This window comes from uncultured Eudoraea sp. (genome assembly GCF_947260015.1).
Taxonomy (GTDB): Bacteria; Bacteroidota; Bacteroidia; order Flavobacteriales; family Flavobacteriaceae; genus Eudoraea.
The window spans coordinates 141238-167148 of sequence record NZ_CAMYOM010000001.1 but is presented as its reverse complement, the minus strand read 5'-3'; the positions used below and the strand labels follow the sequence as shown (position 1 = coordinate 167148).

21 protein-coding genes are annotated in these 25911 nt (G+C 36.1%); 11 read left to right on the top strand and 10 right to left on the bottom strand.

All coding sequences use genetic code 11. The annotated features are described in order from the left end of the window. Nucleotides 1–88 precede the first annotated feature (88 nt). Nucleotides 89–976: a hypothetical protein gene (locus Q0X66_RS00765; RefSeq protein ID WP_297702564.1), complete on the top strand. Its 888-nt coding sequence runs from the start codon at nt 89–91 to the stop codon at nt 974–976. A 175-nt stretch (nt 977–1151) separates the two neighbouring features. On the opposite strand, the gene fumC is transcribed toward Q0X66_RS00765, so the two are convergent. Further along, nucleotides 1152–2549 (bottom strand): class II fumarate hydratase, encoded by a 1398-nt coding sequence (gene fumC / locus Q0X66_RS00760; protein WP_297702563.1) that lies wholly within the window; start codon nt 2547–2549, stop codon nt 1152–1154. Nucleotides 2550–2700: 151 nt separating this feature from the next. On the opposite strand from fumC, the gene Q0X66_RS00755 reads away from it, so the two are divergent. Beyond that, nucleotides 2701–2874 (top strand): hypothetical protein, encoded by a 174-nt coding sequence (locus Q0X66_RS00755; protein ID WP_297702562.1) that lies wholly within the window; start codon nt 2701–2703, stop codon nt 2872–2874. Between the two features lie 45 nt (nt 2875–2919). Here Q0X66_RS00755 and Q0X66_RS00750 read toward each other — a convergent pair whose 3' ends face one another. The 4 genes from Q0X66_RS00750 to prfB all read right to left on the bottom strand — a co-directional run bounded on the left by Q0X66_RS00750 (nt 2920) and on the right by prfB (nt 7505). Next, the gene (locus Q0X66_RS00750) at nt 2920–5415 is read right to left on the bottom strand and encodes an outer membrane beta-barrel protein (RefSeq protein ID WP_297702561.1); all 2496 of its coding nucleotides are present in this window, start codon (nt 5413–5415) and stop codon (nt 2920–2922) included. Next, nucleotides 5415–5903 carry a hypothetical protein gene (locus Q0X66_RS00745; RefSeq protein ID WP_297702560.1) on the bottom strand — a complete coding sequence of 163 codons (489 nt, stop codon included), beginning with the start codon at nt 5901–5903 and terminating at the stop codon, nt 5415–5417. Before Q0X66_RS00745 ends, Q0X66_RS00750 begins: the two co-directional genes overlap by 1 nt. A 108-nt stretch (nt 5904–6011) precedes the next feature. Beyond that, nucleotides 6012–6359, bottom strand: coding sequence for an arsenate reductase (glutaredoxin) (gene arsC, locus Q0X66_RS00740; protein ID WP_297702559.1), 348 nt, complete (start codon nt 6357–6359; stop codon nt 6012–6014). Between the two features lie 50 nt (nt 6360–6409). After that, nucleotides 6410–7505 (bottom strand): peptide chain release factor 2 gene (gene prfB / locus Q0X66_RS00735; protein WP_297702558.1). Its coding sequence is split into 2 segments (ribosomal slippage): nt 6410–7441 and nt 7443–7505, totalling 1095 coding nucleotides; the frame shifts between segments, so codons are not numbered across the junction. A gap of 85 nt (nt 7506–7590) precedes the next feature. On the opposite strand from prfB, the gene Q0X66_RS00730 reads away from it, so the two are divergent. Beyond that, nucleotides 7591–9993, top strand: a complete 2403-nt coding sequence (locus Q0X66_RS00730; RefSeq protein WP_297702679.1) for a zinc-dependent metalloprotease — start codon at nt 7591–7593, stop codon at nt 9991–9993. A 19-nt stretch (nt 9994–10012) separates the two neighbouring features. Beyond that, nucleotides 10013–11035 carry a GntG family PLP-dependent aldolase gene (locus Q0X66_RS00725; protein WP_297702557.1) on the top strand — a complete coding sequence of 341 codons (1023 nt, stop codon included), beginning with the start codon at nt 10013–10015 and terminating at the stop codon, nt 11033–11035. On the opposite strand, the gene Q0X66_RS00720 is transcribed toward Q0X66_RS00725, so the two are convergent. Together Q0X66_RS00720 and Q0X66_RS00715 are read right to left on the bottom strand one after the other, a co-directional pair. Further along, the gene (locus Q0X66_RS00720) at nt 11030–11353 is read right to left on the bottom strand and encodes a YegP family protein (protein ID WP_297702556.1); all 324 of its coding nucleotides are present in this window, start codon (nt 11351–11353) and stop codon (nt 11030–11032) included. The two genes, Q0X66_RS00725 and Q0X66_RS00720, sit on opposite strands and share 6 nt — an antisense overlap. Nucleotides 11354–11463: 110 nt before the next feature. After that, nucleotides 11464–11790 carry a YbaB/EbfC family nucleoid-associated protein gene (locus Q0X66_RS00715; RefSeq protein ID WP_297702555.1) on the bottom strand — a complete coding sequence of 109 codons (327 nt, stop codon included), beginning with the start codon at nt 11788–11790 and terminating at the stop codon, nt 11464–11466. 63 nt (nt 11791–11853) lie between these two features. Between Q0X66_RS00715 and Q0X66_RS00710 the strand changes: the two genes are divergently transcribed. The 3 genes from Q0X66_RS00710 to Q0X66_RS00700 all read left to right on the top strand — a co-directional run bounded on the left by Q0X66_RS00710 (nt 11854) and on the right by Q0X66_RS00700 (nt 16488). Beyond that, nucleotides 11854–13995 (top strand): S9 family peptidase, encoded by a 2142-nt coding sequence (locus tag Q0X66_RS00710; RefSeq protein WP_297702554.1) that lies wholly within the window; start codon nt 11854–11856, stop codon nt 13993–13995. Between the two features lie 69 nt (nt 13996–14064). Further along, on the top strand, nt 14065–15105 hold the full coding sequence (locus Q0X66_RS00705) for a PLP-dependent cysteine synthase family protein (RefSeq protein WP_297702553.1): 1041 nt from the start codon (nt 14065–14067) through the stop codon (nt 15103–15105). Between the two features lie 123 nt (nt 15106–15228). Continuing rightward, nucleotides 15229–16488, top strand: a complete 1260-nt coding sequence (locus tag Q0X66_RS00700; protein WP_297702552.1) for an aminotransferase class I/II-fold pyridoxal phosphate-dependent enzyme — start codon at nt 15229–15231, stop codon at nt 16486–16488. Nucleotides 16489–16541: 53 nt separating this feature from the next. On the opposite strand, the gene Q0X66_RS00695 is transcribed toward Q0X66_RS00700, so the two are convergent. Continuing rightward, nucleotides 16542–17660 carry a GTP cyclohydrolase gene (locus Q0X66_RS00695; RefSeq protein ID WP_297702678.1) on the bottom strand — a complete coding sequence of 373 codons (1119 nt, stop codon included), beginning with the start codon at nt 17658–17660 and terminating at the stop codon, nt 16542–16544. Nucleotides 17661–17766: 106 nt separating this feature from the next. Then, entirely contained in the window at nt 17767–18852 is a 1086-nt protein-coding gene (locus Q0X66_RS00690; RefSeq protein ID WP_297702551.1) for a transporter, read from the bottom strand. 86 nt (nt 18853–18938) lie between these two features. Here Q0X66_RS00690 and Q0X66_RS00685 point away from each other — a divergent pair, with 86 nt between their 5' ends. From Q0X66_RS00685 to Q0X66_RS00670, 4 genes are read left to right on the top strand one after another with little or no spacing between them, the layout of a single operon-like run. After that, nucleotides 18939–19205 (top strand): DUF4834 family protein, encoded by a 267-nt coding sequence (locus Q0X66_RS00685; protein ID WP_297702550.1) that lies wholly within the window; start codon nt 18939–18941, stop codon nt 19203–19205. 21 nt (nt 19206–19226) lie between these two features. Beyond that, a complete protein-coding gene (locus tag Q0X66_RS00680) occupies nt 19227–21662 on the top strand; it encodes a YfhO family protein (RefSeq protein ID WP_297702549.1) in 2436 nt (811 codons plus the stop codon). Next, nucleotides 21662–22939, top strand: a complete 1278-nt coding sequence (locus Q0X66_RS00675; protein WP_297702548.1) for a glycosyltransferase family 4 protein — start codon at nt 21662–21664, stop codon at nt 22937–22939. The genes Q0X66_RS00680 and Q0X66_RS00675 overlap by 1 nt, the downstream gene beginning before the upstream one ends. Beyond that, complete coding sequence (locus Q0X66_RS00670) at nt 22939–24402, top strand: polysaccharide biosynthesis C-terminal domain-containing protein (protein ID WP_297702547.1); 1464 nt, start codon at nt 22939–22941, stop codon at nt 24400–24402. Before Q0X66_RS00675 ends, Q0X66_RS00670 begins: the two co-directional genes overlap by 1 nt. A gap of 127 nt (nt 24403–24529) precedes the next feature. On the opposite strand, the gene Q0X66_RS00665 is transcribed toward Q0X66_RS00670, so the two are convergent. Beyond that, a complete protein-coding gene (locus Q0X66_RS00665) occupies nt 24530–25750 on the bottom strand; it encodes a hypothetical protein (RefSeq protein ID WP_297702546.1) in 1221 nt (406 codons plus the stop codon). Between the last annotated feature and the right edge of the window lie 161 nt (nt 25751–25911).

Sequence of the window (25911 nt, the reverse complement as noted above, 5' to 3'; positions counted from 1 at the left end):
AAAAATCTAAAAACAAATCTATACCGTATATAGACTTATACAAACAAATACTTTTAAAAAGTAAAAAAGCTTAATTAACATTTACATTATGACTGAAACAAAAAGTAACAACGGATTAAAAGTAATAGCTGGTTTATTGGCTGTAGTCCTATTAGGTACTATTATTTACACTGTTAGTCTTTATCAGGATAAGAAAAAGACCACTGTAGCTCTTACTCAGGAAAAAGATCTTGTAGTGGAAGATTTAAACAGCTTAAAGTCTGAATATGACAAAGCAATCCTGGAAAGCAACGCTACAAATGAAGAATTGGTAGGTGCAAGGGATAGAATTGCAAAGTATATTGATTCTGTTAAAACTATGAAAGCTGATATCGCTTCCCTTTCAAGATACAGAAGACAGGTTAATGTTCTTAAGGAAGAAAGAGAGCAATTACTACGTCAGGTAGATTCTTTGACTAAGTCTAATACGTTTATTGCAATGCAAAGAGATAGTACTTTTGTTGAATTGGAAAAACAAACAGTATTCAACGATTCATTGGTAGTACAAAATACTCAATTGGCCGATGCTGTTGAAAGAGGTTCCGCTTTAAATTTATCTTCTTTTACTGTCGATGCTGTAAGAGAGCGTAATAACGGTAAATTGGTATCTACATCCAGAGCAAAAAGTACAGACAAATTTAAAATCTGTTTTACTGTTGCTGATAACGTAATAGCCGAAGCAGGAGATAGACAATTCCTTGTTGAGGTTTTAGATCCTCAAGGTAATGTTATAGGAGGAGGAATGTCTAAATCTAGTGAGGACGGTGCCTCTGTATCTTATAGCAAGGAAACCGATTTCTACTACGAAAATAATGATTTGGATGTATGTGATTTTATAAACAAACCATCTGGTGATTTCCAAAAAGGAAATTACATGGTAAATGTATATGACGACAAACTTAAATTACTAGGAACATCTAAGTTCGCATTGAAGTAATAAACACTATCCATTAATAAAAAAAGGGTCAATCTAAGGTTGGCCCTTTTTTTATTGAAATAATTCTATACTCAATATAACTACCTGGTGTTGAAGGCAAATCCTCAAGAGTTGCTCCATCTTTCTTCTAATGATAATTATAATTTCAATCAAGCAAGTTGAGATGAAGAGATTTCTATTTTAGACTACCTACCATCTCCTCAGGTTTAACCCAATTATCATATTCTTCTTCAGTAACATACCCCAGGTTAACAGCTTCTTCCTTAAGGGTTGTCCCATTTTTATGTGCTGTATTTGCTATTTCTGCGGCTTTGTAATATCCAATTTTTGTATTTAATGCTGTTACAAGCATTAATGAATTGTTCAATAATTCTTTTATGACTTCGTGATTGGGTTCTATACCTACCGCACAATTTATATCAAAACTAATTGCGGCATCTCCTAAAAGTTGTGCCGACTGCAAAACATTAGAGGCCATTAGGGGTTTAAAAACATTTAACTCATAATGCCCCTGGGTGCCTCCTATGGTTACGGCAACATCATTGCCCATTACCTGCGCACAAACCATGGTAAGAGCTTCGCATTGCGTTGGGTTTACTTTACCGGGCATAATTGAACTTCCGGGTTCATTGGCGGGAATTATGATCTCACCAATTCCGGATCGTGGCCCGGATGCCATCATTCTAATATCATTTGCAATTTTATTCAGAGAAACGGCTAGTTGTTTTAATGCACCATGACTTTCGACCAGGGCATCATGTGCTGCAAGGGCTTCAAACTTATTTGGAGCGGTTTTAAACTTAAGACCGGTAAATTCTGAAATATATTTGGCTACTAAAACGTCGTAGCCTTTAGGCGTATTTAACCCGGTACCTACTGCAGTGCCCCCTAATGCCAGTTCACTCAAATGATCTAAGGTATTTTCCAGTGCCCTTATCCCATGATCTATTTGAGAAACATAACCCGAAAATTCCTGTCCGAGTGTTAGTGGTGTTGCATCCATTAAGTGGGTGCGACCAATTTTAACCACATTATTAAATGCTGTTGATTTTTCATTGAGGGTATTGCGTAATTGTCTTAATCCGGGAATAGTAACTTCAACAATTTTTTTATAAATAGCAATATGCATTCCGGTGGGAAAAGTATCATTTGATGACTGCGATTTGTTAACGTCATCATTTGGTTGAATTGTTTTCTCTCCTTCACCAATCACTTTACCAGCCAATTCATGTGCTCTATTTGCAATAACCTCATTTACATTCATATTGCTTTGTGTGCCCGAGCCTGTTTGCCATATAACAAGAGGAAATTGGTCATTGTGATCTCCTGTGAGTATTTCATCACAAACATGGGCAATAAGATCTCTTTTTTCTATTGGTAATACCCCTAATTCACAATTTGTGTATGCCGCGGCTTTTTTTAAATAGGCAAATCCCATAATCACATCCAGGGGCATAGAAGCCGGAGGACCAATTTTAAAATTATTTCGTGATCGCTCAGTTTGCGCACCCCAGTATTTATCTGATGGGACCTTTACCTTGCCCATAGTGTCTTTTTCAATTCGGAAGCTCATAATTGTGTAGTTTTTATATCAACAAAGATAATATACGAATGCATATTTTGATTGTTGTAGTTTGAAATTTTGGGTAACCTAAATTTTTTTTGCCATTGATTTGTTGAAATTACCATTTTCAAAGTATCTTTGTGTTCCAAAGAGTAAGAGTATGTTCGAATTTGATCAATATTTGGGGCTTTTAGCCTTTCTGACTGTTATTACCATAGGTTTTTGGTTAATGATGTTATTATTATTATTTATCGTTCCATATTGGCTGGGTGGCAATCTTTTAGAATTATGGAAAGAAAAACGTGAAGCGAGAAGAGCCCAACGTAACGAATAGAAAAAGAAGCCGTCAGGCTTCTTTTTATTTTAGGTGTATTTGATTTTAAGATCCTTCAAATTCAAAATCACCTCCATTACCATTTCCTCTTCTGTTCCCATTTCTTTGGTTCTTTTTTTGATTGAAGCGATATAAAAAGGATAGCGTAATTTGTCTTTCCCGCCATTGGAATTCACTATAGGTAAATACATTATCCGTGCGGGTTTCACTTCTTCTTTTTCTACTGTTAAAAAGATCACTCACATTAAGTGAAAGTGTGGCTTTGTCTTTAATTATGTCCTTACTAAAAGCTAAATTAGTACTTAAAATACCTTTTCTTTTGCTTTGTGCATTTTCAGTTGGTCCCCTGTAAAATAAATTGGCTTGAAAATCTATTTTTCCAGGTAAGGGAATTTTGGCACTAAACCTGCTGAACCAAGCCAGGTTATCTGCATCAAAATTTTGAGTTATTTCCTCGTCCTGAGAATTGATATAAGTATAATCTCCCCGTAATTTTTGGTCGAACACGTTAAAATTTAAAGTTAAACGCCAATTTTTTTTAGGTGTGTAGATGGCAGTAAATTCCATTCCATAGCGAGTGTCTGTAGCAAGATTTATGGGAGTTCTAACCTGTACCGGAACAAGAACAGGATTAGCAGGGTCTTCAGGATTTTCAATTTCAACAAAATCTCCAGTCTCCAGAGTTATAAATTGAAATACACCTGTAGAATAATTGTAATAGACTGAAGCAGCTAAGGTTACCTTTTCCCATTCCCTTAGGTACTCTATATCAAATACATTGGCATAAGTTGGATTTAAATCCGGGTTACCCAGAAACAAATTTGTATTACTTGATCTGGAAGGAAAAGGGTTTATAAAACGCGAACGGGGCCTTCTCAATCTTCTGCTATAACTAATATTTATCTTATCCAATTCAGAAAAATCATAGCCAATAAAAATGGAAGGAAACCAGTCTACATAGTTTTTATTATTTATTTCATTTGTAGTGACCAATTCAATCCCTATATCAGAAGCCTCCATTCGCAAGCCTCCCAGAATATTGAATTTCTTAAACCTTCTACCTAACTGAATGTAGGCGGCATTTACGTTTTCTGTATAAATAAGTCGGTTGCTGAAATTAGGATCACTAACTAAATTACCTTCTTCCAGTATTCCGTAATTAAAATCTGTATCAAAAGTATTAAAGGACCCTCTATAACCTAATTCAAATTGTGATTTCTTGTCTTTGCTAAATGGAAGCACATATTCCATTTGAATTAATTGGTTTATTTGTGCTTCATCATTGATAGTCTGTTCTGTGGGAAGTTCCACATTTTCACCAAATACAACTTCGTTGATAATCGAATTTTCAATTTCGGAGCCAGTTGAATATTGATAATCGATTACTAATTCATGTCCTTCGTCATTGAATTTCTTCATAAAATTAAACGAATACTGTATGTCATTTTCATCTTCTGCCTCAGTTGTAAACCTGTTTCTTTGTACCGTAGGATCTCCATTTGCATCAAAATTAAAAAAATCAACATTCACTGTGTCTTCACCGTTCGAAGTCCTGTAAACAAAGGAATTCGTAATACTTGTAGTTGGGTTAATAAAAATTTCAAAACCAAAATTGTTATTGAATCCTGCACCTTGTCTTTGGTAATCACGTATTTCATTTTGAAAACTTGCGGTAGTCCCATCAGGATTAAAATTTTCCTGCTCAAACAAAGCATTACCGGGAGCGTTTCTATATCTATAAGTCGTATTAATAAAAAAGTTAAATTTCTCCCGCCTTAGATTTAAGCTAAGTGCACCTCCATAGTTATCCGGATATCCGGCAAACAAATTCAAGGACCCGTTTAGCCCGGAATTTTTTCCTTTTTTGAGTATTATATTAATGATACCTCCTGTTCCTTCCGCATCATACCGCGCCGATGGATTCGTAATAACCTCTACTTTTTCGATGGTTTCTGCAGGTAATTGTTGTAAGGTTTCAGGATTAATTCCCGATAGGGCAGAAGGTTTCCCATTAATCAGGATCCTAACACTTTCATTTCCTCTTAAACTAATATTTCCCTCTACATCTACCGTAACAGAAGGGATATTGTCTAAAACATCTGTCACAGTTCCGCCTCTTACCGTAAGATCCTGGCCTACATTGTATATTTTTTTGTCAAGACGAAGTTCTAATGTGGTCTTTTCCGCAATAATTTCTACTTCTTCCAATTGCTGGGCATCTATTTGCAATTCTATTGTCCCCAGATCAGTTGATGCCCTAAAGTTTTGTGTTTTGAGTTCATATGTTTTATAAGAAATATATTCTACTCTTACATTGTATTGTCCGTAAAAAGTCTCCACATTAAACTGGCCATTAACATCAGTTACCCCACCTGTAACTCGCTCTGGATTGCGTACTGACTGTAAAATCAGGGTAGCATATTCAAGGGGTTCACCTGTATCAGAATCGATAACAGTTCCTGTAATATTAATTGGAGCTGGTCTTTGGGAATGTAAAGTTAAATGGACAAATAAACAGATTATAGCTAAGAGTATTCTCATTAATTCTCAGCTTTCTTAATCTTATTCTTATTCTTCTTCTTTTTTTTCTTTTTCATTTTATTATACCCTTCCTTTTGGAATTCCATCAATTGGTTGAATTTATCTTCAGGGAGACCTGCTTTCAATTCTTCCTTTTGATTTTCTCGTATTTTTTCACCCGCTTCTTTAGTTTTATTTGCCGGTAACTCTAAAATTTGAAGTTCAATGCTCTGTTGCACATACTTTGTAAGGATGGAGGTAACAACCGCTTGTTCAAAATCATTTAGTTCTATGGCTTCCGTAATTTTAGGCATTATTCTTTCCACAATTTCTTCGGCCGTAAGATTCTCTGGTTCGCGATCGTATTGCCCTACACGAGGTATTTGACTTCTCGTGCTGGAATACCTATTGTTAGTTCGATTATTATAACCGTATTGGGCATTTACTTCAGGTATCACTACTACCAAAAACAAAAAAGCTAACACTATATATGTGAAGTTGAGTCTCATTACTTTCAATATTTTGTAAAATTAGACGAAGGATTATTCTTATCCGGTTAAATGTTTGTTAAAAGAGGTCGACCCTTAAACACTACTCAAATTTATATCAAAAAATTCTCATTGTTCGAGTAGTTCAATAATAGTCTCTGCCGGTCTGCCAATAACCGCCCTATTTCCCTTAATAACTATGGGGCGTTCAATTAATTTGGGATATTTTATCATGGCATCAATAATTTGTTCATCCGACAGTATTCTTCCTTTATACTTTTCTTTCCAGATTGCTTCATTTTTGCGTACCAATTGAACAGGACTTAAGGACAAATAGCCTAAGACTTCGCTCAATTCCTTCTTTGTAGGAACTTCCTCAAGATAGTTGATTATTTCAAAATCTTTACCCGAAGATTCCACTATTGCAAGACCTTCACGGGATTTACGGCATCTGGGGTTATGATATATTTTTATCATTACGGGCTAATTTTTGTGTTTTTAAGGTTCTAAAATCATCAAAGAAATAACTAAACTTCATTTTGTCCTGTTGCCATCAGGTAGGCTTTTAAAAATTCATCAATATGTCCGTCCATTACCGCATCAACATTAGCTGTTTCTTTTCCTGTCCGAACATCCTTGACCAGTTTATATGGGTGCATTACATAATTCCTGATTTGTGAGCCCCATTCTATCTTCATTTTTGAAGATTCTATTTCGCTCCGGGCTTCCTGTTTCTTGCGCAGTTCAATCTCATATAATTGAGATTTTAACATCTTTAGTGCGGTAGCTCTATTATCGTGCTGAGACCTGGAATCAGAACATGAAATTTGAATACCTGAAGGTTTATGGACCAACTGTACTTTAGTTTCCACTTTGTTTACGTTCTGTCCGCCTGCTCCGCTAGACCTGGAAGTGGTAATTTCAATATCTGACGGATTTATTTCTATTTCAATACTATCATCAACCAGGGGATATACATATACCGATGCAAAAGAGGTATGCCTCTTGGCATTACTATCAAATGGAGAAATGCGCACAAGCCGGTGAACACCATTTTCTCCCTTCAACCAGCCAAATGCAAATTCACCATCAATTTCTAAGGTAACAGTTTTAATACCTGCCACATCACCTTCCTGATAATTGAGCTCCTTTATCTTGTAACCATTTTTTTCACTCCACATCATGTACATTCTCATAAGCATGGCTGCCCAGTCACAACTTTCAGTTCCCCCCGCACCGGCAGTAATTTGAAGTATAGCGGTCATATTATCTCCTTCTTCAGAAAGCATGTTTCTGAATTCAAGAATTTCTATGCTCTCAAGTGCAAGATTATATTGATTAGTTACCTCTTCATCAGATACTTCCCCTTCCTTTGCAAATTCCAAAAGGATTTCCAGGTCATTAACGAATTCCTCTGCAGCACTGAAATCGATAACCCATTTTTTTTTGGATTGTACAAGTTTCATTTGTATTTGCGCATTTTGGGGATCATCCCAAAAGTCGGGAGCCAGAGTTTTTTCCTCTTCGTTTTCTATTTCTATTAGTTTGGCATCAATGTCAAAGATACCTCCTCAACGCGCCAAGGCGTTCTATAAGATCTTTATGTTGATCTGTTGTTATCATTAATTTGAATTTTCATCAAAAATAAAGCTAAAGTATGGTTGTGCAATCAATTTTGTATAAATTTAAAAATTCAACCAACAAAATGATGAAAAACTATTTTTGCGCTTTTTTTCTATCTCTTTTTTATTGTTCTTTAATAAATGCGCAATTTTCTGAAAAGAGTAAAACTTTTCAAAAGTATGAAGGTTTTTATGATTTCTATTATGACTCATCCAGTGATAAGATCTACCTGGAGATTGATGAACTTGAAAAGCCTTTTCTTTATGTATATTCTTTAAGTAGCGGGATTGGAAGTAATGATATAGGTTTAGATAGGGGACAGCTTGGAAATGAACAACTTGTATATTTTAAAAAAGCTGGAAATAAACTGCTATTAATTCAGCCCAATTTAAAATACAGGGCACTTACGGACAATAGCCTGGAAAAAAAATCTGTGGAAGAGGCTTTTGCTAAATCTGTACTTTTTGGATTTAAAATAGAAGAAGAATCAACGGGGAAATATATTATTGATCTTAGTGATTTTTTAATTCAGGACGTCCATGGGGTTGCAAAACGGTTAAAGCAAAAAGAACAGGGTTCATACACGCTTGATAAGAGTAAAAGCGCAATGGCACTGGAAAGAATAAGAGCATTTCCCAAAAATGTTGAATTTGATGTAACAATTACCTTTAAAGGAGATTCTAAAGGGAATTTTATAAGATCAGTTTCCCCCAACCCGAATTTGGTAACGGTAGCGCAGCACCATTCGTTCATTGAGTTGCCTGATACAAACTATAAAGAAAGGGTTTTTGATCCCAGAAGCGGTTCATACCCATTTTCATATTATGACTATGCCACACCTGTGCAGGAACCTATTCTCAAGCGATTTATTACCAGACACCGTTTGTCTAAAAAGAATCCGGAGGCCGAAGTGAGTGAGGCTTTAGAACCTATTATTTATTACCTGGACAATGGTACCCCCGAACCAGTAAGAACGGCTTTATTAGAGGGAGGCATGTGGTGGAATGAGGCTTTTGAAGCAATAGGCTATAAAGACGCGTTTCAGTTAAAAATATTACCAGATAATGCTGATCCATTGGATGTAAGATATAATGTCATTCAATGGGTACATCGTTCTACAAGAGGTTGGAGTTACGGTAGTAGTATTACTGACCCCAGAACAGGTGAAATAATCAAAGGGCACGTAAGTTTGGGCAGTTTAAGGATCAGACAGGATTTTTTAATAGCACAGGCCCTGACGAATAAACCTTTTGAAGAAAGGGATGATAATTATAATAAGATGCTGGAATTAGCTATGGCACGAATAAGACAATTGTCTGCTCACGAAATTGGTCATACTCTTGGGTTTACACATAATTTTGCCGCAAGTACGAATCAAAGAGCGTCGGTAATGGATTATCCACATCCTCAGTTAAAAATTTTAAATGGGGAAATAGATTTTTCACAGGCTTATGGCACCGGAATTGGCGAATGGGACAAAACTACTGTTGCCTACTCTTATTCCGAATTTGCAAAGGGTACAAACGAAAAGCAGGCCCTGAATAAGATATTGGAAGAGGCCTCCGGTAAAGGACTTCGCTTTATATCCGATCAGGATGCCAGGCCTTTTGGTGGAGCACATTCCCTGGCGCATTTATGGGATAATGGAAAGAGCGCCGGTGCGGAGCTGCAAAACGTTTTGAATATCAGGAAAATTGCTATTGGAAATTTTTCTATCGATAACATTCGTAAAAATGAACCAAATTCAGTTTTGGAAGATGTTTTTTCTCCACTTTATTTTTTTCATAGATATCAGACGGAAGCCGTAGCGAAATTGATTGGTGGACTTGACTATAACTATGCGGTAAAAGGCGATGGTCAGAAAACAGTTGAAACCCTTGATAAAAGCTCCCAGATTCAGGCGCTTAAGGTGCTGTTGGAAACATTGGATGCAAATGTAATAGCCATCCCCAGGGAAAAATTATCACTATTTCCACCAAGGGCTATCGGTTACCCTAGAAACCGTGAATCTATTACTGGCAGGACAGGAGTTTCTTTTGATGCTCTCTCTGCCCCGGAAACAGCTTCGGATATGACCTTAGGATTACTGTTGCACCCCGAAAGGGCCTCAAGGTTAATACAGCAAAAAAGTATAGATACCCAACAAATTGGTCTGGAATATGTTCTTAATCAACTGGTGCAGAGTACAATCGAAAAAGACCTGAAAGACCCTTATTTAAACGAAGTTCAGAAGTCAATTAATTATCGCGTACTTTTTCACATAATGAATCTGGCGGCCCATAAAGCTGTACATCCCCAGGTAAATGCCATAGCTAATCACAGACTTAAATCAATTAAAACATTTTTACAATCTAGCAAGAATAATGTAGATGCCATGGAAATGATAAGAAGAGTTAATTACTTTTATAGCGAACCAGATGAATTCAAAGTTATAGAAGTTCCTAAAATACCGGATGGATCTCCCATTGGTATGGATTGTATGAATTGATTGATACATTTAAAGGTCTATGAAAATAAATTTAATTAGTGATACGGTTACCAAACCTTCCCCCGGGATGTTAGATGCCATGATGTCTGCAGATGTAGGTGATGATGTTTTTAAGGACGACCCCACAGTTAACAGGCTGGAAGAAAAAGTAGCTAATTTGTTTAACAGGGAAGCTGCCTTGTATTTTCCCAGTGGCACAATGACAAATCAAACTGCAATTAAACTTCACACCAAACCAGGGGATCAATTGATTTGTGATAAGTATGCCCATGTTTATAATTATGAGGGTGGGGGAGTAAGTTTTAATAGTGGTGTTTCCTGTAAATTAATTGATGGTCATCGAGGCATGATGACCTCAGATCAGGTTGAGGGGGCCATAAACCCACCTGATTTTTACCATAGCCCTTTGACTTCTTTAGTTTGCGCAGAAAATACTACCAACAAAGGCGGAGGAGCGTGTTGGAATTTTTCTGAACTGGTTCGTATTAAAGAAGTTTGTCAAAAGCACGGTCTGGCATATCATATGGATGGGGCCAGGATATGGAATGCTTTGGTTAAAAAAGGGGAAACTGCAAAGCAGTATGGGGAATTATTTGACACCATTAGTGTTTGTCTTAGTAAAGGACTGGGATGCCCTGTGGGTTCAGTTTTGGTTGGCGATAAAGATTTGATTGACAGGGCCTTGCGCATTAGAAAAATATTGGGCGGAGGTATGCGTCAGGCTGGTTTTATGGCTGCAGCCGGCATTTATGCGCTGGATAACCAAATTGACCGTCTTGCAGATGATCATAAAAAAGCAAGAGAAATTGGTGCATTACTTGAAAGTTTACACTTTATTAAGACAGTAGAGCCTTTGGAGACCAATATTATAATCTTTGAATTAAATGAAGGCTATTTAAGCGCAGAGGATTTTATTCTAAAACTTCAGAAAAAGGACATTTATATAATTGATATGGGAAATTCGAAATTACGTATAGTTACTCATATGGACTATACCGATCAAATGCACGAAACTTTACTAAAAACCTTAAAAACACTATAAGCTTTCAGAAACTTTTAGGATAGCAATTCTTTTTTTAAGATTTTTTATGCCGTTCTCCATTCCTGCCTCGGACCCGTAAAGTTGGCTATTGCCAATAAGCTGCCCCTTTTTATCCTTGAGGTTAAAAAGAAAATTTCCGTTATGGTCAGTTTTACGCTCGAATTTATAATGTTGCTTATCTAACAGTTTCAAACCACTAACAACATTCTTAATCTCTTCTTTACTTGAAAACCCAACACTATAGAGCAAGGCATTACCAGTAGTGGTGTTTAGAGAGAAATTATAGGTGTTGTTTTCTTGCTTATTAATCTTAATCATAAAGTGAGTTTTTTTCTTAAATGTATTAAAAATCAACCAACTTTCATACTTAATTAACTAATAGGAGAAGCTTAATTCCCTTGTTTAGTTTTGATATTGTCAATGAATATTTATTTAAATAAGGAATCCATACCTGGAATATCAGGCATTCCTTCTTTGGCTACTGCGGCTAATTCTGCTTCATTTATTTCAGTCGCTTTTTCTATGGCCTTATTTAGGGTAAGGACCAGATAATCCTCCAATTGTTCCTTGTCCTGAAGGAGATGATCATTTATAGTAATAGTTTTTAAAGTTCTATTAGCCGTGATGGTTACAGAAAGAAGGTCATCGGACGATTTTTCTTCAAGAATAACCGAATTTAATCGTTCTTTAGTGGCTTTTACCTTTTCCTGGGTTTCTTTTAGTTTTCCCATCATTCCCATTAAGTCTCCAAACATATTGTTCTATTTAGTTTTGCTAAAATCAAAATTACTAAATTGCTTCCTTTAAAATTAATTTTAATGATATACTTTCTTAAAAGAAGAATCGTTTTATTTATTATTCTTATCATGGCCGCTTCATGCCAGAATCAAAATCAAAATATGGAAGTAATGAACGCCCCCGCGGCTAAAAGAATACCTGTTAAATTAGTAAAGCATGATGATATACGCGTGGATGACTATTTGTGGCTAAACCAACGGGACAATAAGGAGGTACTAGCTTATTTGGAAGAAGAAAATAATTATTACAACTCCCTTACCGATCATACTAAATCTTTCCAGGAGGATTTGTTTGAGGAAATGAAAGGACGAATAAAGGAAGATGATTCTTCCCTGCCTTACAAACTAAATGGATATTGGTACATAACAAGGTATGAAATTGGGAAGGAATACCCCATCTATTCGCGAAAAATGGGCAAACTTGAATCTGCGGAAGAAATAATTTTCAATTGTAATGAACTTGCAGAAGGGCATGAATATTATGACCTTAGAGGTGTTACTGTAAGTCCGGATAACAAACTCGCAGCATTTGGTACGGATACAATTAGCAGAAGACAATACCACATTCAGATAAAAAACCTTGAAACAGGTGAAATTTATACTGATAAGATAGATAATACTACAGGGAGTGCAGTCTGGGCGAATGACAATAAAACGTTATTTTATACAAAGAAAGATCCGGTTACTTTGCGATCCGATAAGATATACAAACATGTTCTGGGACTTCCAAGTGAGGAAGATGAATTAATATTTCATGAGCAGGATGATACTTTCAATTCGTTTGTTTACAAATCAAAATCCAAAAAATATATAATCATTGGTTCATATAGTACATTAACATCTGAATTTCAAATACTTAATGCTGACAACCCCAATGGGGATTTTAAATTATTTTCGGAAAGAGAAAGAGGCTTAGAGTATTCTATTTATCATTTTGAAAGCAACTTTTATATACTCACAAATAAAGATAAAGCTACCAATTTTAAATTAATGAAGGTTGATGAGAAAAATACATCTTCTGAAAATTGGGAAGAATTTATTTCACACAGGCCCGATATTCTCCTTCAGGATATTGAAATATTCAAGGATTACTATGTCCTCACAGAACGCGATAATGGCCTTAATCAGCTAAAGATTACGAAATGGGATAATTCCGACAGCTATTATATCCCATTTGATAATGAAACTTATGTAGCATACCCTTATACAAACCCTGATTTTGATACTGATATTTTTCGCTTTGTATTTAATTCAATGACTTCGCCATACGCCATTATTGATTTCAATATGGGTACTAAGGTGAAGGAAATTAAAAAAGAACAAGAAGTATTAGGAGGTAAATTTAATAAAGAGAATTATCGTTCGGAACGAATATGGGCAACAGCCCGCGATGGTGCAAAAGTACCTATCTCTTTGATTTATCACAAAGACACCAAATTAGACGGAAATAGTCCACTTTTACAATATGCCTATGGTTCATACGGCAGTACCTCAGATCCTTATTTTTCAACTGTTAGGTTAAGCCTTTTAGATAGAGGTTTTGTTTATGCTATTGCGCATGTGCGGGGTGGAGAATATTTGGGCAGACCTTGGTATGAAGAAGGAAAACTCCTGAACAAGAAAAATACTTTCACAGATTTTATTGATTGTTCCGAATTTTTAATTGAAAAAAAATACACCAGTAAGGAGCATTTATATGCCTATGGCGGTTCTGCCGGTGGTTTGCTAATGGGTGCAATTGTTAATATGGCTCCTGGTCTTTATAACGGGGTGATAGCAGCGGTTCCTTTTGTAGATGTTATTACAACGATGCTGGATGATTCAATCCCATTAACTACCGGAGAATTTGATGAATGGGGTGATCCAAATAAGAAAGAATACTATGACTATATGAAATCTTACTCCCCATATGATAATGTTGTCCCACAAGATTACCCTAATATGCTTGTAACCACTGGATTACATGATTCTCAGGTTCAATATTGGGAACCAGCTAAATGGGTCGCAAAACTGAGAACTTTTAAAACGGATAAGAATAAACTCTTTCTTTATACCAACATGGATGCTGGCCATGGTGGTGCCTCCGGAAGATTTGAGGCACTGAAAGAAACTGCTAAAGAATATAGTTTTCTAATAGATTTAGAAGGTAAAACGGGTAAATAAAAAAAAAATGGTAATTTTGTCGCCAGATTAGAATCTATTAAAAAAGAAATATTTAACTAACCTTTCTTTATGGATAATAAGATAAATGCTCATAACTCGATCCTTGATTTAATAGGGAACACCCCACTCGTTAGGCTAAACCAGATTACTGCGCCTCTAACAGGCAATTTTTACGCAAAGATTGAAGCCTTCAATCCGGGGCACTCCTCTAAGGATAGAATAGCCTCATATATTATTGATGAAGCAGAAAAAAACGGCATTCTTGAGCCAGGTAATACAATTATTGAGACTACTTCCGGGAATACAGGTTTTAGTATTGCGATGGTGAGTATTATAAAAGGCTACGAATGCGTACTGGCTGTTAGTTCCAAGTCTTCGAAGGACAAGATTGATATGCTGCGTTCTATGGGTGCAAAAGTATATGTTTGTCCTGCTCACGTAAGTGCGGATGATCCCAGATCATATTACCAGGTTGCAAAACGCCTGCATGAAGAAATTAAGGGATCTGTCTATATCAATCAATATTTTAATACACTAAATATACTAGCGCATTATAAAACCACCGGTCCTGAAATTTGGGAACAAACAAATGGTAATGTAACTCACTTGATAGCCTGTAGTGGTACAGGTGGTACTATTTCGGGTACTGCTCGATTTTTAAAGGAGCAAAACCCGAATATCAGGATTATAGGAGTTGATGCTTATGGGTCTGTTTTGAAAAAGTTTCATGAAACCGGGGAATTCGATAATGATGAAATATATCCCTATCGAATAGAAGGTCTTGGTAAAAACTTAATTCCTGATGCCACTGATTTTAAGGTCATTGACGAATTCATCAAAGTTACAGATGAGGAAAGCGCCCATACCGCAAGGGAAATTTCCTGTACAGAGGGTATTTTTGTCGGTTATACTAGTGGAGCCGTTATGCAGGCAGTTAAACAATTAAGTGCCCAGGGCGAATTCACTAAAGACAGCAATGTGGTTGTTATATTTCCCGATCATGGTTCCAGGTATATGAGTAAGATATACAGTGATCAGTGGATGAGTGACCAGGGATTTTTTGACAGTAAAAATGTTGAAGAAGAGCAGCAAGTTCAATATGTGAAATAAACATATAGGTTAAGATATTGAAGGCAACAGTAACCCACTGTTGCCTTTTTTATTGCCAATTAAAATAATTTATGAATCGTGATCAAAATTCCATAATTTTGTGAACTAACCAAACGAGGCCAGATGAAAGATTTATTTGCGAGAATCATTGAGAATAAAGGACCTTTGGGTAAATGGGCATCCCAGGCAGAAGGATATTTTGTTTTTCCAAAATTGGAAGGCCCAATTTCAAACCGTATGAAATTTCAGGGAAAAGAAGTGATTACCTGGAGTATTAATGATTACCTGGGTATGGCTAATTTACCTGAAATTAAAAAGGTAGATGGTGATACTGCGGCTGAATATGGAGCAGCATACCCCATGGGCGCACGAATGATGAGTGGACATACAGATTTTCATGAGCAATTAGAAGAGGAATTAGCTGATTTTGTCCATAAAGAATCTTCTTATCTGCTTAATTTCGGTTATCAGGGCATTTTATCTACAATTGATGCCCTTGTTTCTAAAGATGATATTATTGTTTATGATGTAGATTCCCATGCCTGTATAATAGATGGAGTGCGTTTGCATATGGGCAAACGATTTACATTTGTGCATAACGATATAGAGAGCTTAAAAAAGAATTTGGAGCGCGCTAGCAAAATGGCGGAACAAACCGGCGGTGGAATTCTGGTGATCTCAGAAGGTGTTTTTGGAATGCGTGGGGAACAAGGTAAGCTTAAAGAAATTGTTGCGCTAAAAAAGGAATATAATTTCAGATTATTGGTAGATGATGCCCACGGTTTCGGAACCTTAGGCAAGACTGGTGCCGGAGCTGGTGAAGAACAGGGTATTCAGGACGATATAGATGTATATTTTGCAACATTTGCAAAATCTATGGCAGGAATTGGCGCCTTCCTGGCTGCCGATAAGGGAATTATTGATTATTTGAAATATAATTTGCGTTCTCAAATGTTTGCAAAATCACTCCCGATGATTTATGTGAAAGGAGCATTAAAACGCCTTGATATGTTACGCTCAAAGCCTGAGCTAAGAGAGAAACTATGGGAAAATGTAAATGCCTTGCAAAATGGACTCAAAGAAAGGGGCTTTGATATTGGAACGACCACCAGTTGTGTTACGCCTGTTTATCTTAATGGTAGTATCCCTGAGGCCATGGCTTTAGTTAAGGATTTAAGAGAGAATTATGGTATATTTTGTTCAATAGTCGTATATCCGGTAATTCCTAAGGGAATGATCTTACTGAGAATGATACCAACAACTACTCATACCTTGGAAGATGTTGCAGTAACACTGGATGCATTTTCGGCAATAAGAGATAGATTGCAGAATGGAACTTATAAAAGGTTATCTGCAGCTGTAGCAGCGGCTATGGGGGAATAAGTATAGCCGGAATTTCAATTTGTACCTTCAGAAATTATTACAATGGATAGTTTCTATAGCGTTTTTCTATAAGTCCTTCTTCGCTTATAAATTTTTGGATCAAAATGCTTCCATAATTGTCGGATAGCAACATTTTCCTCCAATTCGGGAGTTCTGTAACAATTCCTTATTTTTTTCGCCTGAAAAACTTTGTGATATTCGTCCATAATTATTGCGGTAACTCCTTTATTCTGATATTCCGGATGAACACCAATAAGGTAAAAAATTACATCTCTGCTGTTTTTTTTGGCATTTAAAAGAAAAAGGAAACCAAAGGGAAACAATCTGCCGTTGGCTTTTTGCAATGCAGGGCCATATGAAGGCATTACTATAGCAAATGCTACAAGTCTGTTATTACTGTCAATTACAAATTTTATATACTCAGGATTAACTAAACCAATATATTTATTCTTAAAATAAGCTTTTTGCTCTTCGGTTAAAGGGACAAATGAAGATAACTTTGCATATGTTTCATTAAACAAATCAAACATCTGGTCTGCCCAAGGCATAATATCTGCAGATTTGGTAAAAGTCATTTCCCTTAAACCATACCTTTTTTTTATTAATGCCTGAATTCTAATAAAGTGTTCAGGTTTGGTATTACTGGCTGGAAATTTATTTTCCATATATTCCTTTTCCTTAATGAAGCCATGGTGATCATAATGGCCCTTATAGTAAGGATGATTGTACCAGGTAATCATAGTTCCCATATGGTCAAAACCTTCAACTAATACGCCCACTTTATCCAGATGTGAAAACCCGACCGGACCTTCCATAAAATCCAGCTTATTATTTTTTCCAATTTCTGCTACCTTATCGAGCAATGCTTTAGAAACCTCCAGGTCATCTATAAAATCAAACCAGCCAAATCGCATTTTTGAGATTTGTTGTTCATTTACCTCTATCCAATTGATTATAGCTGCAACTCTTCCTACTAATTCACTTTTCTTATAGGCAAGAAAAAACCTGGCTTCCGCATTACTAAAATTAGGATTTTTTTGTTTATCAAAAGTTTCTAATTCATCTGAAATAAGGGGAGGTACCCAATAAGGAGATTTCTTATAAATGTAAAAAGGGAATTTTATAAACTTTTTTAGATCCGATTTTGTAGTAGCTTCTTCGAGCCTTACCATACCATTTATTTGTATGGTCAAGATAAGAGATATTTGGTGAAGGAATCAATTTTTAAGACAATTTTCACTAATTCAAAATACTAAATGGCATAGCTAAGAGTGTATGTTAAAAATCAATTACTCCTTTATCTGAAGTTTTCTTTTTTTTATCTTTCTTCTGCTTTTTCATATCTTTTTTGGAAGGCCCCAGGTCTATATCCTCAGCTCCTTTCCCTTTTTTCCGTCCTTTAGTTGTTTTTTTCTTCATAGAATTCTTTTTAATCGGCCCACCATTTTCACCAGCCTTCTGATCTTCAATAGGGATCAGGACATCCTTATGAAAGTCTAGTCTGTATGATGCTCCAACTGAAACAAAAAGGCGGCTTGGAGAGTTCTTGAAACTGCCACCCAGATTCGCATCAACCTGAAAATTTTCATTCACCAAATACGCCCCACCACCTCTTAACAATATGTCTGAATAACGATCACTGCTAACACCCTGGTTTTCCAAAAATATACTCCATTTAGGATTTCTAAGTGCGTGAGATAGGGAAAGTGTATAGCCCAATTCCGGGTCATCCGTTGCAATTCTATCATAAGAAATATTGGAGATCAAAACAAATCTGGGGGTAAGCCTGCTTTGAGTTGCCAACATAACCCTCGGAGAAACTGTGGGATCTGCAGGATAAAATGGATTGTCGCCAATAACAAAATTGGCCCCTGCATATACGGAGATTGCCGGGATTAAATTTTTAAATTCAAATTTGTTGTTGGCCTTCCAACTATACAAGTTTGGCTTGTTTCTTTCCGGATTTTTAAATGGATCAAAAACCAAATACTTTGCCCCAAGGCGGTTTCTTGAAAAATTGGTTCTTGATTCTATAAATCCGAGGGAATTGTAGGTGATAATCTGATTTTGATAAGTACCTTCCCAATTTAACTCTAGATTCTCCAATAACAAGCCATAGCGTACTGAAAAATCCAGGCCGTATATATTTGAATCATAATTCAGATCTGCGTGGTCCCGCTTTTCGTAAGAAAATCCCAATTCTAGCTGAGGGACTCCTTTTCCCACTGCATAGGCGCTTACAGATAAACCAGGTCGGTTAGAATTAATTACATCTGTATATTGGCAGATACCTAATAAAGGGGTCAATAATGCTAATAAAAAAATGGCATTTTTAATAATTTTTAGCTCAATAACTCGAAACATCAGGTAGATTTTATAATTATTTTATGAATTTTGTAATGTTAATACAACGTTGGAATTGTATTTTTGATATATAAAATTCAGACATTATGGGTTTTTTAAGAACGATTTTAATAATACTTCTGGTATACTATACGCTCAAATTATTTGCTAAATGGTTTGGCCCCAGAATATTTGGCTATGCTGCGCGAAAGACAGAGAAGCATTTTAAAGAAAAATTTGAACAATTTCAAGGCTATCAAAATCAGGAGGGGAATACTAATGATGGAGATATTAGTATCGATAAAAAAACAGTACGAACGAATAAGGATTCCGAACAATTAGGGGAGTTTATAGATTTTGAAGAAATTGAATAACCATTACCACTAAAGCAACCAATGAATAGAGGTACAAAGGCTTTATTTTTCCATTTTTTTGCGCTTGTTTTTTTTATTGTTGCCTCTCTGGCCTACTTCTACCCCGTACTTCAGGGTAAAACCATCATCCAGTCCGATATTATTCAATATACCGGAATGGCTAAGGAGCAAAATGATTTTCGGAAAAATTCTAATGAGGAGCCCTATTGGACTAATAGTGCTTTTGGGGGGATGCCAACATATCAATTAGGAGCTTATTATCCGCATGATTATGTAAGAAAGCTTGATAGAACTATTCGATTTCTTCCCCGTCCGGCAGATTATTTATTCCTGTATTTTGTTGGATTCTATATATTATTATGTTGCTTAAAGGTGGATTATGGGTTAGCGATCTTTGGTGCACTAGCTTTTGGTTTTTCTACCTATCTTATTATAATTCTGGGGGTAGGGCACAATGCGAAGGCCCATGCCATAGGGTATTTACCAATTCTATTAGGCGGTATTATACTTACTTTTAGAAAAAAGTACATCTGGGGTTTTATCCTTACATCCCTGGCTATGGCTTTGGAAATAGGGGCAAATCATTTCCAGATGACCTATTATTTTATGTTACTTATTCTCGTGCTCGGAGTTGCATATTTAGTTGATGCCATTAAAAAAAATAAACTGAAACACTTTTTCATTTCTGTGGGACTGCTTATTGTAGCAGTAATTTTGGGGATTACCGCTAATGCGACATCCCTTATGGCAACCAAAGAATATGCGGATTGGAGCACAAGAGGCAAGTCAGAACTTACGATAAACCCGGACGGGTCTGCCAAAGAAAACTTGGAGGGACTAGATAAGGAATACATAACTCAATACAGTTATGGAATAGCTGAATCTCTGGATTTATTTGTTCCCAGACTTTTTGGAGGTAGTAATAATGAAGACCTAGGCACTAATTCCAAAGCTTATGAATATCTGACAGAACAGGGATTACCACGAACAAAGGCTCTGGAATTTAGTAGTTCTCTTCCATTGTATTGGGGAAATCAACCGGGTGTAGCAGCACCGGCTTATATTGGTGCAATTATAATTTTTCTTTTTGTCTTAGGGTTGTTTTTAGTTAAAGGACGTTTAAAATGGTGGTTATTAGGAGGAACTTTAATTTCACTCTTTTTATCCTGGGGAAAGAACTTTGGTCTTCTTACCGATTTTATGATTGACTATTTTCCACTTTATAACAAATTCAGAGCGGTTTCTTCCATTCAGGTAATCTTAGAACTCTGTGCGCCCATCCTCGCAGTAATGGCATTAGTACAAGTATTTAAGCCCTCTATAGCAAAGAGTAAAAAACTAACGGCTTTGAAAACGAGTTTAATTATTGTTGTGGGACTCGGAATTACACTTTTCATAATTAAAGGAGTTTTTGATTTTACGGGTTTAAATGATAACACGTATCAGAAATATTTTGGCGATGAGGTAATGACGATGATAAAGCGAGACAGGGAGGCTGTTTATGTTAATGATACCATTCGATCTTTAATATATGTGCTGTTAGCCGGTCTTGCTATTTGGCTCTATCTTAAAGGGAGGCTTAAGGAAAATGTGGTGATTTTGACCCTCTCTTTGTTGGTAATTTTTGACCTGGTAGGTGTTGATCTTCGGTATGTGAATGAGAAAGATTTTGACAGGCAAAAAAGGATGAACCAACCGTTTCAGCAGTTGCCAATGGACAAGCGGATTGCCGAAGACGACGGAGTATTCAGGGTTTATGACCCTTCAGAAGGCCTTAACGGAGCCAGAACATCCTATTTTTATCAGTCTATTGGAGGCTATCATGCTGCAAAACCTGCAGCGATGCAGGATTTATTTGATTTCCATATTTATAGAAATAATTTGCGAGTCCTTAATATGCTTAATGTAAAATATATTGTTCAAAAAGATGAAGAAGGTAGTAATTATGCGATTACAAATCCTGAAGTCAATGGTAATGCTTGGTTTATTAAAAGGCTTATAAAAGTACAAAGTGCCGATGAAGAAATTAAGGCACTGGATAGTTTGGATGTTCTTAATGAAGCCGTTGTTAACACCTTTGATTTTTCTCAAATAAAGCAATTTAATTTTCCAAAAGATTCTTTGGCTTACATTAACCTCAAGGAATATAAGCCTAATCATTTAACCTATATCACAAACAATTCAAATAACGGACTTGCGGTATTTTCAGAAATGTACTATCCCGGGGATTGGAAGGCTTATATTGATGGTAAATTGGTAAGTCATTTTAAAGTCAATTACGCATTAAGAGCATTGAATATCCCAAAGGGCAATCATATAGTAGAGTTTAAGTTTGAACCGGATGTAATTGAAATCGGTGGAAAAATTACTCTGGCAAGTTCTATTTTGATGATTATAGTGTTTTTAGGGGGTGGCTTATTTTCAGTATTTCGTTTGCGAAAAAAGAAGGAGGGATAATGCATAAGGTCCTTATCATTAGTTATTATTGGCCCCCTGCCGGGGGTCCGGGGGTTCAGCGATGGCTGAAATTTGTAAAGTATCTACCTGAATTTGACATACACCCCGTCATTTATATTCCTGAAAACCCAAAGTATCCTATTACTGATAGTAGCCTTACTAAAGAAATTCCTGAGAATGTTACTATTTATACAAGCAAGATCTTCGAACCTTATTTATATGCTGGATTTTTAAGTAAAAAGAAAACTAAACAAATAAGTTCAGGGGTTATAAGTGATGACAATGCTTCCTTATTAGAAAATTTTTTACTGTGGATAAGGGGCAATGTGTTTATTCCTGATGCCAGAAAGTACTGGGTAAGGCCTTCAGTCCGGTTTTTAACGGGTATAATTAAAAAGGAGGAAATAGACACAATAATTACGACTGGCCCTCCCCATAGCCTCCATTTAATTGGTTTGGAACTAAAAAAGAATCTTGATGTTAAGTGGCTAGCGGATTTTCGGGATCCATGGACTTCTATAGGTTATCACAGTAAACTAAGACTAACTAAAGCTTCAGAAAGGAAACATCGTCTATTGGAAAAAGAAGTTGCAAATGGTTGCGATAAGCTTTTGGTTACCAGCAATACTACTAAAGTTGAATTTGAATCAATTACCACGAATCCAGTGTATGTAATTACCAATGGCTATGATATTCCAGAAAGCGAACTACCCTTTAGTGCCCTGGATAAGAAATTTACACTTTCCCATATTGGTTCACTTCTTACCGGAAGAAATCCGGAAAACCTTTGGAAAGTACTGTCCGAGATCATTGGTGAAAATGAAACTTTTCGGAATGTCTTTCAATTAAATCTAATTGGGGTGGTTGGCCAGGATGTTTTAAATAGCATAAATGATAATGGGCTAAAGAACTATACAAGGATTAAAGAATATGTCACCCACGAGGAGGCAGTTAATTATCAGAGGAGTTCTCAGTTATTACTTTTAGTAGAGATTGATGCAGCAAATACGCGAGGTATTATTCCTGGAAAACTATTTGAATATCTTGCGGCCAAAAGGCCAATCTTAGCCATAGGGCCTGAACATTGGGATGGCGGAGAAATTGTAAAACGTACCAACTCGGGTGTCGTTTGTAATTACAATTCTTTAGTAGATCTTAAAGCTGTAATTTTAAAATGGTTTCATCTTTATCAGCAAGGTAATTTAATGGTATCTTCAGTAAATATTAAAGAATATAACAGAAGAACGCTTACCGCAAAGCTGGCTAAGCTGTTGTAATGGGAATAATTTTTAAACAATCGTTAAAGAATACTACTATCACTTATCTTGGATTTGCGATAGGAGCTATCAATACACTTTTCCTTTACACCCGTTTTCTCACTGATGAGTATTATGGCCTGGTAGGAGTAATTCTTTCCTCATCTGCTATTCTAATGCCATTGATGGCATTTGGTGTACCCAATACTCTTGTAAAATATTACAGCAATTTTAATGATTCAAAATCGGCTGATGGTTTTCTCACCCTAATGGTACTCCTTCCATTGCTTATTGTCATTCCCCTTGCTGGAGTGAGTTACTTTGCCAATGAAGCAATAGGTAATTTCCTGGCCAGGAAGAATGTTATTGTAAAAGATTATGTCTGGTATATTTTCTTAATAGGACTTGCTATGGCTTATTTTGAAATATTTTATGCCTGGTCTAAAGTTCAAATGAAATCGGTTTTTGGGAATTTCATGAAAGAGGTGTTTGTTAGGGTAGGGGTCAGCTTACTCCTAATCCTGTTGTTTATGGAGTTCATAAGCGTAGATCTTTTTTTAAAGGCATTGGTAGGTCTTTACCTCTTTAGAACTATATTAATGAAACTCTATGCCTATAGTCTAAAAAGACCAAAACTGTGGTTTAGTTGGCCAAAGAATACCAATTCTATGGTAAACTACAGCATTCTTATCATTTTGGGTGGATCCACTGCGGTAATCCTTTTGGAGATAGATCGTTTTATGATAAATCAGTTTATTCCTATTCAAAATGTTGCATATTATACGGTAGCTATTTTTATTGCAACCGTTATTGCGGTGCCAGCAAGAGCGATGCACCAAATTACCTACCCGATGACCGCTGAAATACTGAATAGGAATGATATGGTTGAGCTGAAAAGATTATATCAAAAAAGCTCTTTAACCTTGTTCATTGTATCCGGTCTTATTTTTATTCTGATCCTGCTTAATCTTAATGATCTTTATTCTCTGCTACCAAAAGCATATCGCGGAGGTTATATTATTGTTTTATTAATTGGATGCACTAAACTTTTTGATGCTCTAATAGGCAACAATAATGCAATACTCTTTAATTCTGACTATTACCGGGCTTTATTGTTTATGGGTGTTCTTTTGGCAGCCTTTACGATACTTTTCAATTGGTTGCTTATTCCCGAATACGGGTTAAATGGGGCGGCTTTTGCAACATTTATAGCCATATGTATTTACAATACAATTAAACTGATATACGTTAAACGGAAATTTAATATCATGCCCTTTACGATTGAAACTGCAAAAATTGCAGGTCTCCTGGTTTTAATGGTGGCCATTTTCTATTTCGTGGAATTTACTTTTAATCCATTAGTCAACATTGTTTTAAAAAGTGTACTTATTTCTGTCGTGTATGTTGGAATCTTATACCGATTTAAAATATCTGAAGATGTCTTTGGTGTTCTTTCAGGATTTTTAGGAAAGAAAGAAAAATAAGCTGTTAGGTTTTAAGGGTATCTCAATTTTAAGAAGTTGCATATATCCGGAATATTACCAATAAAAAACCCCGCAGGGACTAATCCGCTACGGGGTTAAACAACTAACCAACCTAAAACTATCTTTATTATATTTTTGTACTTCTGCTTCGTGTATTATTACTTTTTCCGGTATTCCTGGAAGGACTTCTACCTACTGTTCTATTTGCGGTACTTGTCCTCTTAATTGTTGCACTTCCTGAACTTCTACCAGAAGGCTTAGAAGCAACTGATCGTTTTGTTACTGTCTTAGTGCTAACAGTCCTGCTTTTCGTTGCTGATCTTTCCGGTCTGTTATAGGTACTACTGCTGCGCTGTGCTGTTTTACTCCTTGGAGCTACCGCAACTTGCTTTTTTGTTACCGTTCTGCTTGTTGCAGACCGTGCAGATCTTTTAGTTCCATTTCTAACAGCAGTACTTTCAATATTTCTACCATTGTTTGCAACAGTTCTTTTCATACTATTAGGAGTTGTTCTATTAGATCTGTTCGCAGTCGTACTGTTTATAGTTCTTTTAGTACTGCTTCTATTATCTCTTTGAGCAACAGCTTTTGTATTTCTTACTGAATTACCGGTTCTGTAACTATCGCCTCTGCGCGAATTATTTTCTCTGGCAACCACACGTTTATCATTCCTGTATACCTTGCTGCGCCTATTGTAGTTTTTATGGTTGTTATAATGATGACCCACATTAGCATAGGCTCTCCTATAATTATATTGATAGGGTCTGTAATAAGTATATCGAACTGGGTTGTAATATCTTCTGTATGGGTTATTGTATACCAGGCAGAAACCAGCTGCAGGTCTTACGAAATAGCTGTAATAGGGTCTGTATGTATAATATTGGTTATATACGTTAACATATCCTGTATAATTACTATAATAACCTCTGTTATTATAATAGACATTCATTCCACCAAGTCGTCTCACTCTACCATTTCGGTACCATACATCAACACCACCAATTTGATTAACACGTCCATAATAATCATAAAAGATCGGTACATTTTGTACTTGAACAACTGCACCATAATCATCATATTGAACATATGGATTATAATCATAACCTGAATTGAATGTAAGGTTGGTACTTCCGAAATTTACATTAGCTCCTACATTAACACGGTTGTTAATATAGAAATCGAATTCTCCATCCGGATAAACGGAAAACGTAATGCCATTTTCAACAAAGATGAAGGAATTGTTGTATTGATAAGCATTGCGTATTGCAACCTTATCTTCCACGGTGGCTGCCATGGTACTCGCAGTACCTAAAAAAAGAGCCATAAAAATGAATATTAAATTTCTCATGATATAAGGTTTTAAATTTCCGAATGCAACTATTTACATTCACTCAACTTATTACAAACAGCGTGCCAGAAATATTAATATATTTTTAAAGTATTGTAAATCAGATAATTATAAATAATTGTAACCAAAGAATTGAACTGCACCTTATGCATTTGAGAAAG

What these genes read in the sequence shown, in the direction of transcription:
- Q0X66_RS00765 (WP_297702564.1), top strand. Translation starts at nt 89, where the DNA reads ATGACTGAAACAAAAAGTAACAACGGATTAAAAGTAATAGCTGGTTTA.
- fumC (WP_297702563.1), bottom strand. Translation starts at nt 2,549, where the DNA reads ATGAGCTTCCGAATTGAAAAAGACACTATGGGCAAGGTAAAGGTCCCA.
- Q0X66_RS00755 (WP_297702562.1), top strand. Translation starts at nt 2,701, where the DNA reads ATGTTCGAATTTGATCAATATTTGGGGCTTTTAGCCTTTCTGACTGTT.
- Q0X66_RS00750 (WP_297702561.1), bottom strand. Translation starts at nt 5,415, where the DNA reads ATGAGAATACTCTTAGCTATAATCTGTTTATTTGTCCATTTAACTTTA.
- Q0X66_RS00745 (WP_297702560.1), bottom strand. Translation starts at nt 5,903, where the DNA reads ATGAGACTCAACTTCACATATATAGTGTTAGCTTTTTTGTTTTTGGTA.
- arsC (WP_297702559.1), bottom strand. Translation starts at nt 6,359, where the DNA reads ATGATAAAAATATATCATAACCCCAGATGCCGTAAATCCCGTGAAGGT.
- Q0X66_RS00730 (WP_297702679.1), top strand. Translation starts at nt 7,591, where the DNA reads ATGAAAAACTATTTTTGCGCTTTTTTTCTATCTCTTTTTTATTGTTCT.
- Q0X66_RS00725 (WP_297702557.1), top strand. Translation starts at nt 10,013, where the DNA reads ATGAAAATAAATTTAATTAGTGATACGGTTACCAAACCTTCCCCCGGG.
- Q0X66_RS00720 (WP_297702556.1), bottom strand. Translation starts at nt 11,353, where the DNA reads ATGATTAAGATTAATAAGCAAGAAAACAACACCTATAATTTCTCTCTA.
- Q0X66_RS00715 (WP_297702555.1), bottom strand. Translation starts at nt 11,790, where the DNA reads ATGTTTGGAGACTTAATGGGAATGATGGGAAAACTAAAAGAAACCCAG.
- Q0X66_RS00710 (WP_297702554.1), top strand. Translation starts at nt 11,854, where the DNA reads ATGATATACTTTCTTAAAAGAAGAATCGTTTTATTTATTATTCTTATC.
- Q0X66_RS00705 (WP_297702553.1), top strand. Translation starts at nt 14,065, where the DNA reads ATGGATAATAAGATAAATGCTCATAACTCGATCCTTGATTTAATAGGG.
- Q0X66_RS00700 (WP_297702552.1), top strand. Translation starts at nt 15,229, where the DNA reads ATGAAAGATTTATTTGCGAGAATCATTGAGAATAAAGGACCTTTGGGT.
- Q0X66_RS00695 (WP_297702678.1), bottom strand. Translation starts at nt 17,660, where the DNA reads ATGGTAAGGCTCGAAGAAGCTACTACAAAATCGGATCTAAAAAAGTTT.
- Q0X66_RS00690 (WP_297702551.1), bottom strand. Translation starts at nt 18,852, where the DNA reads ATGTTTCGAGTTATTGAGCTAAAAATTATTAAAAATGCCATTTTTTTA.
- Q0X66_RS00685 (WP_297702550.1), top strand. Translation starts at nt 18,939, where the DNA reads ATGGGTTTTTTAAGAACGATTTTAATAATACTTCTGGTATACTATACG.
- Q0X66_RS00680 (WP_297702549.1), top strand. Translation starts at nt 19,227, where the DNA reads ATGAATAGAGGTACAAAGGCTTTATTTTTCCATTTTTTTGCGCTTGTT.
- Q0X66_RS00675 (WP_297702548.1), top strand. Translation starts at nt 21,662, where the DNA reads ATGCATAAGGTCCTTATCATTAGTTATTATTGGCCCCCTGCCGGGGGT.
- Q0X66_RS00670 (WP_297702547.1), top strand. Translation starts at nt 22,939, where the DNA reads ATGGGAATAATTTTTAAACAATCGTTAAAGAATACTACTATCACTTAT.
- Q0X66_RS00665 (WP_297702546.1), bottom strand. Translation starts at nt 25,750, where the DNA reads ATGAGAAATTTAATATTCATTTTTATGGCTCTTTTTTTAGGTACTGCG.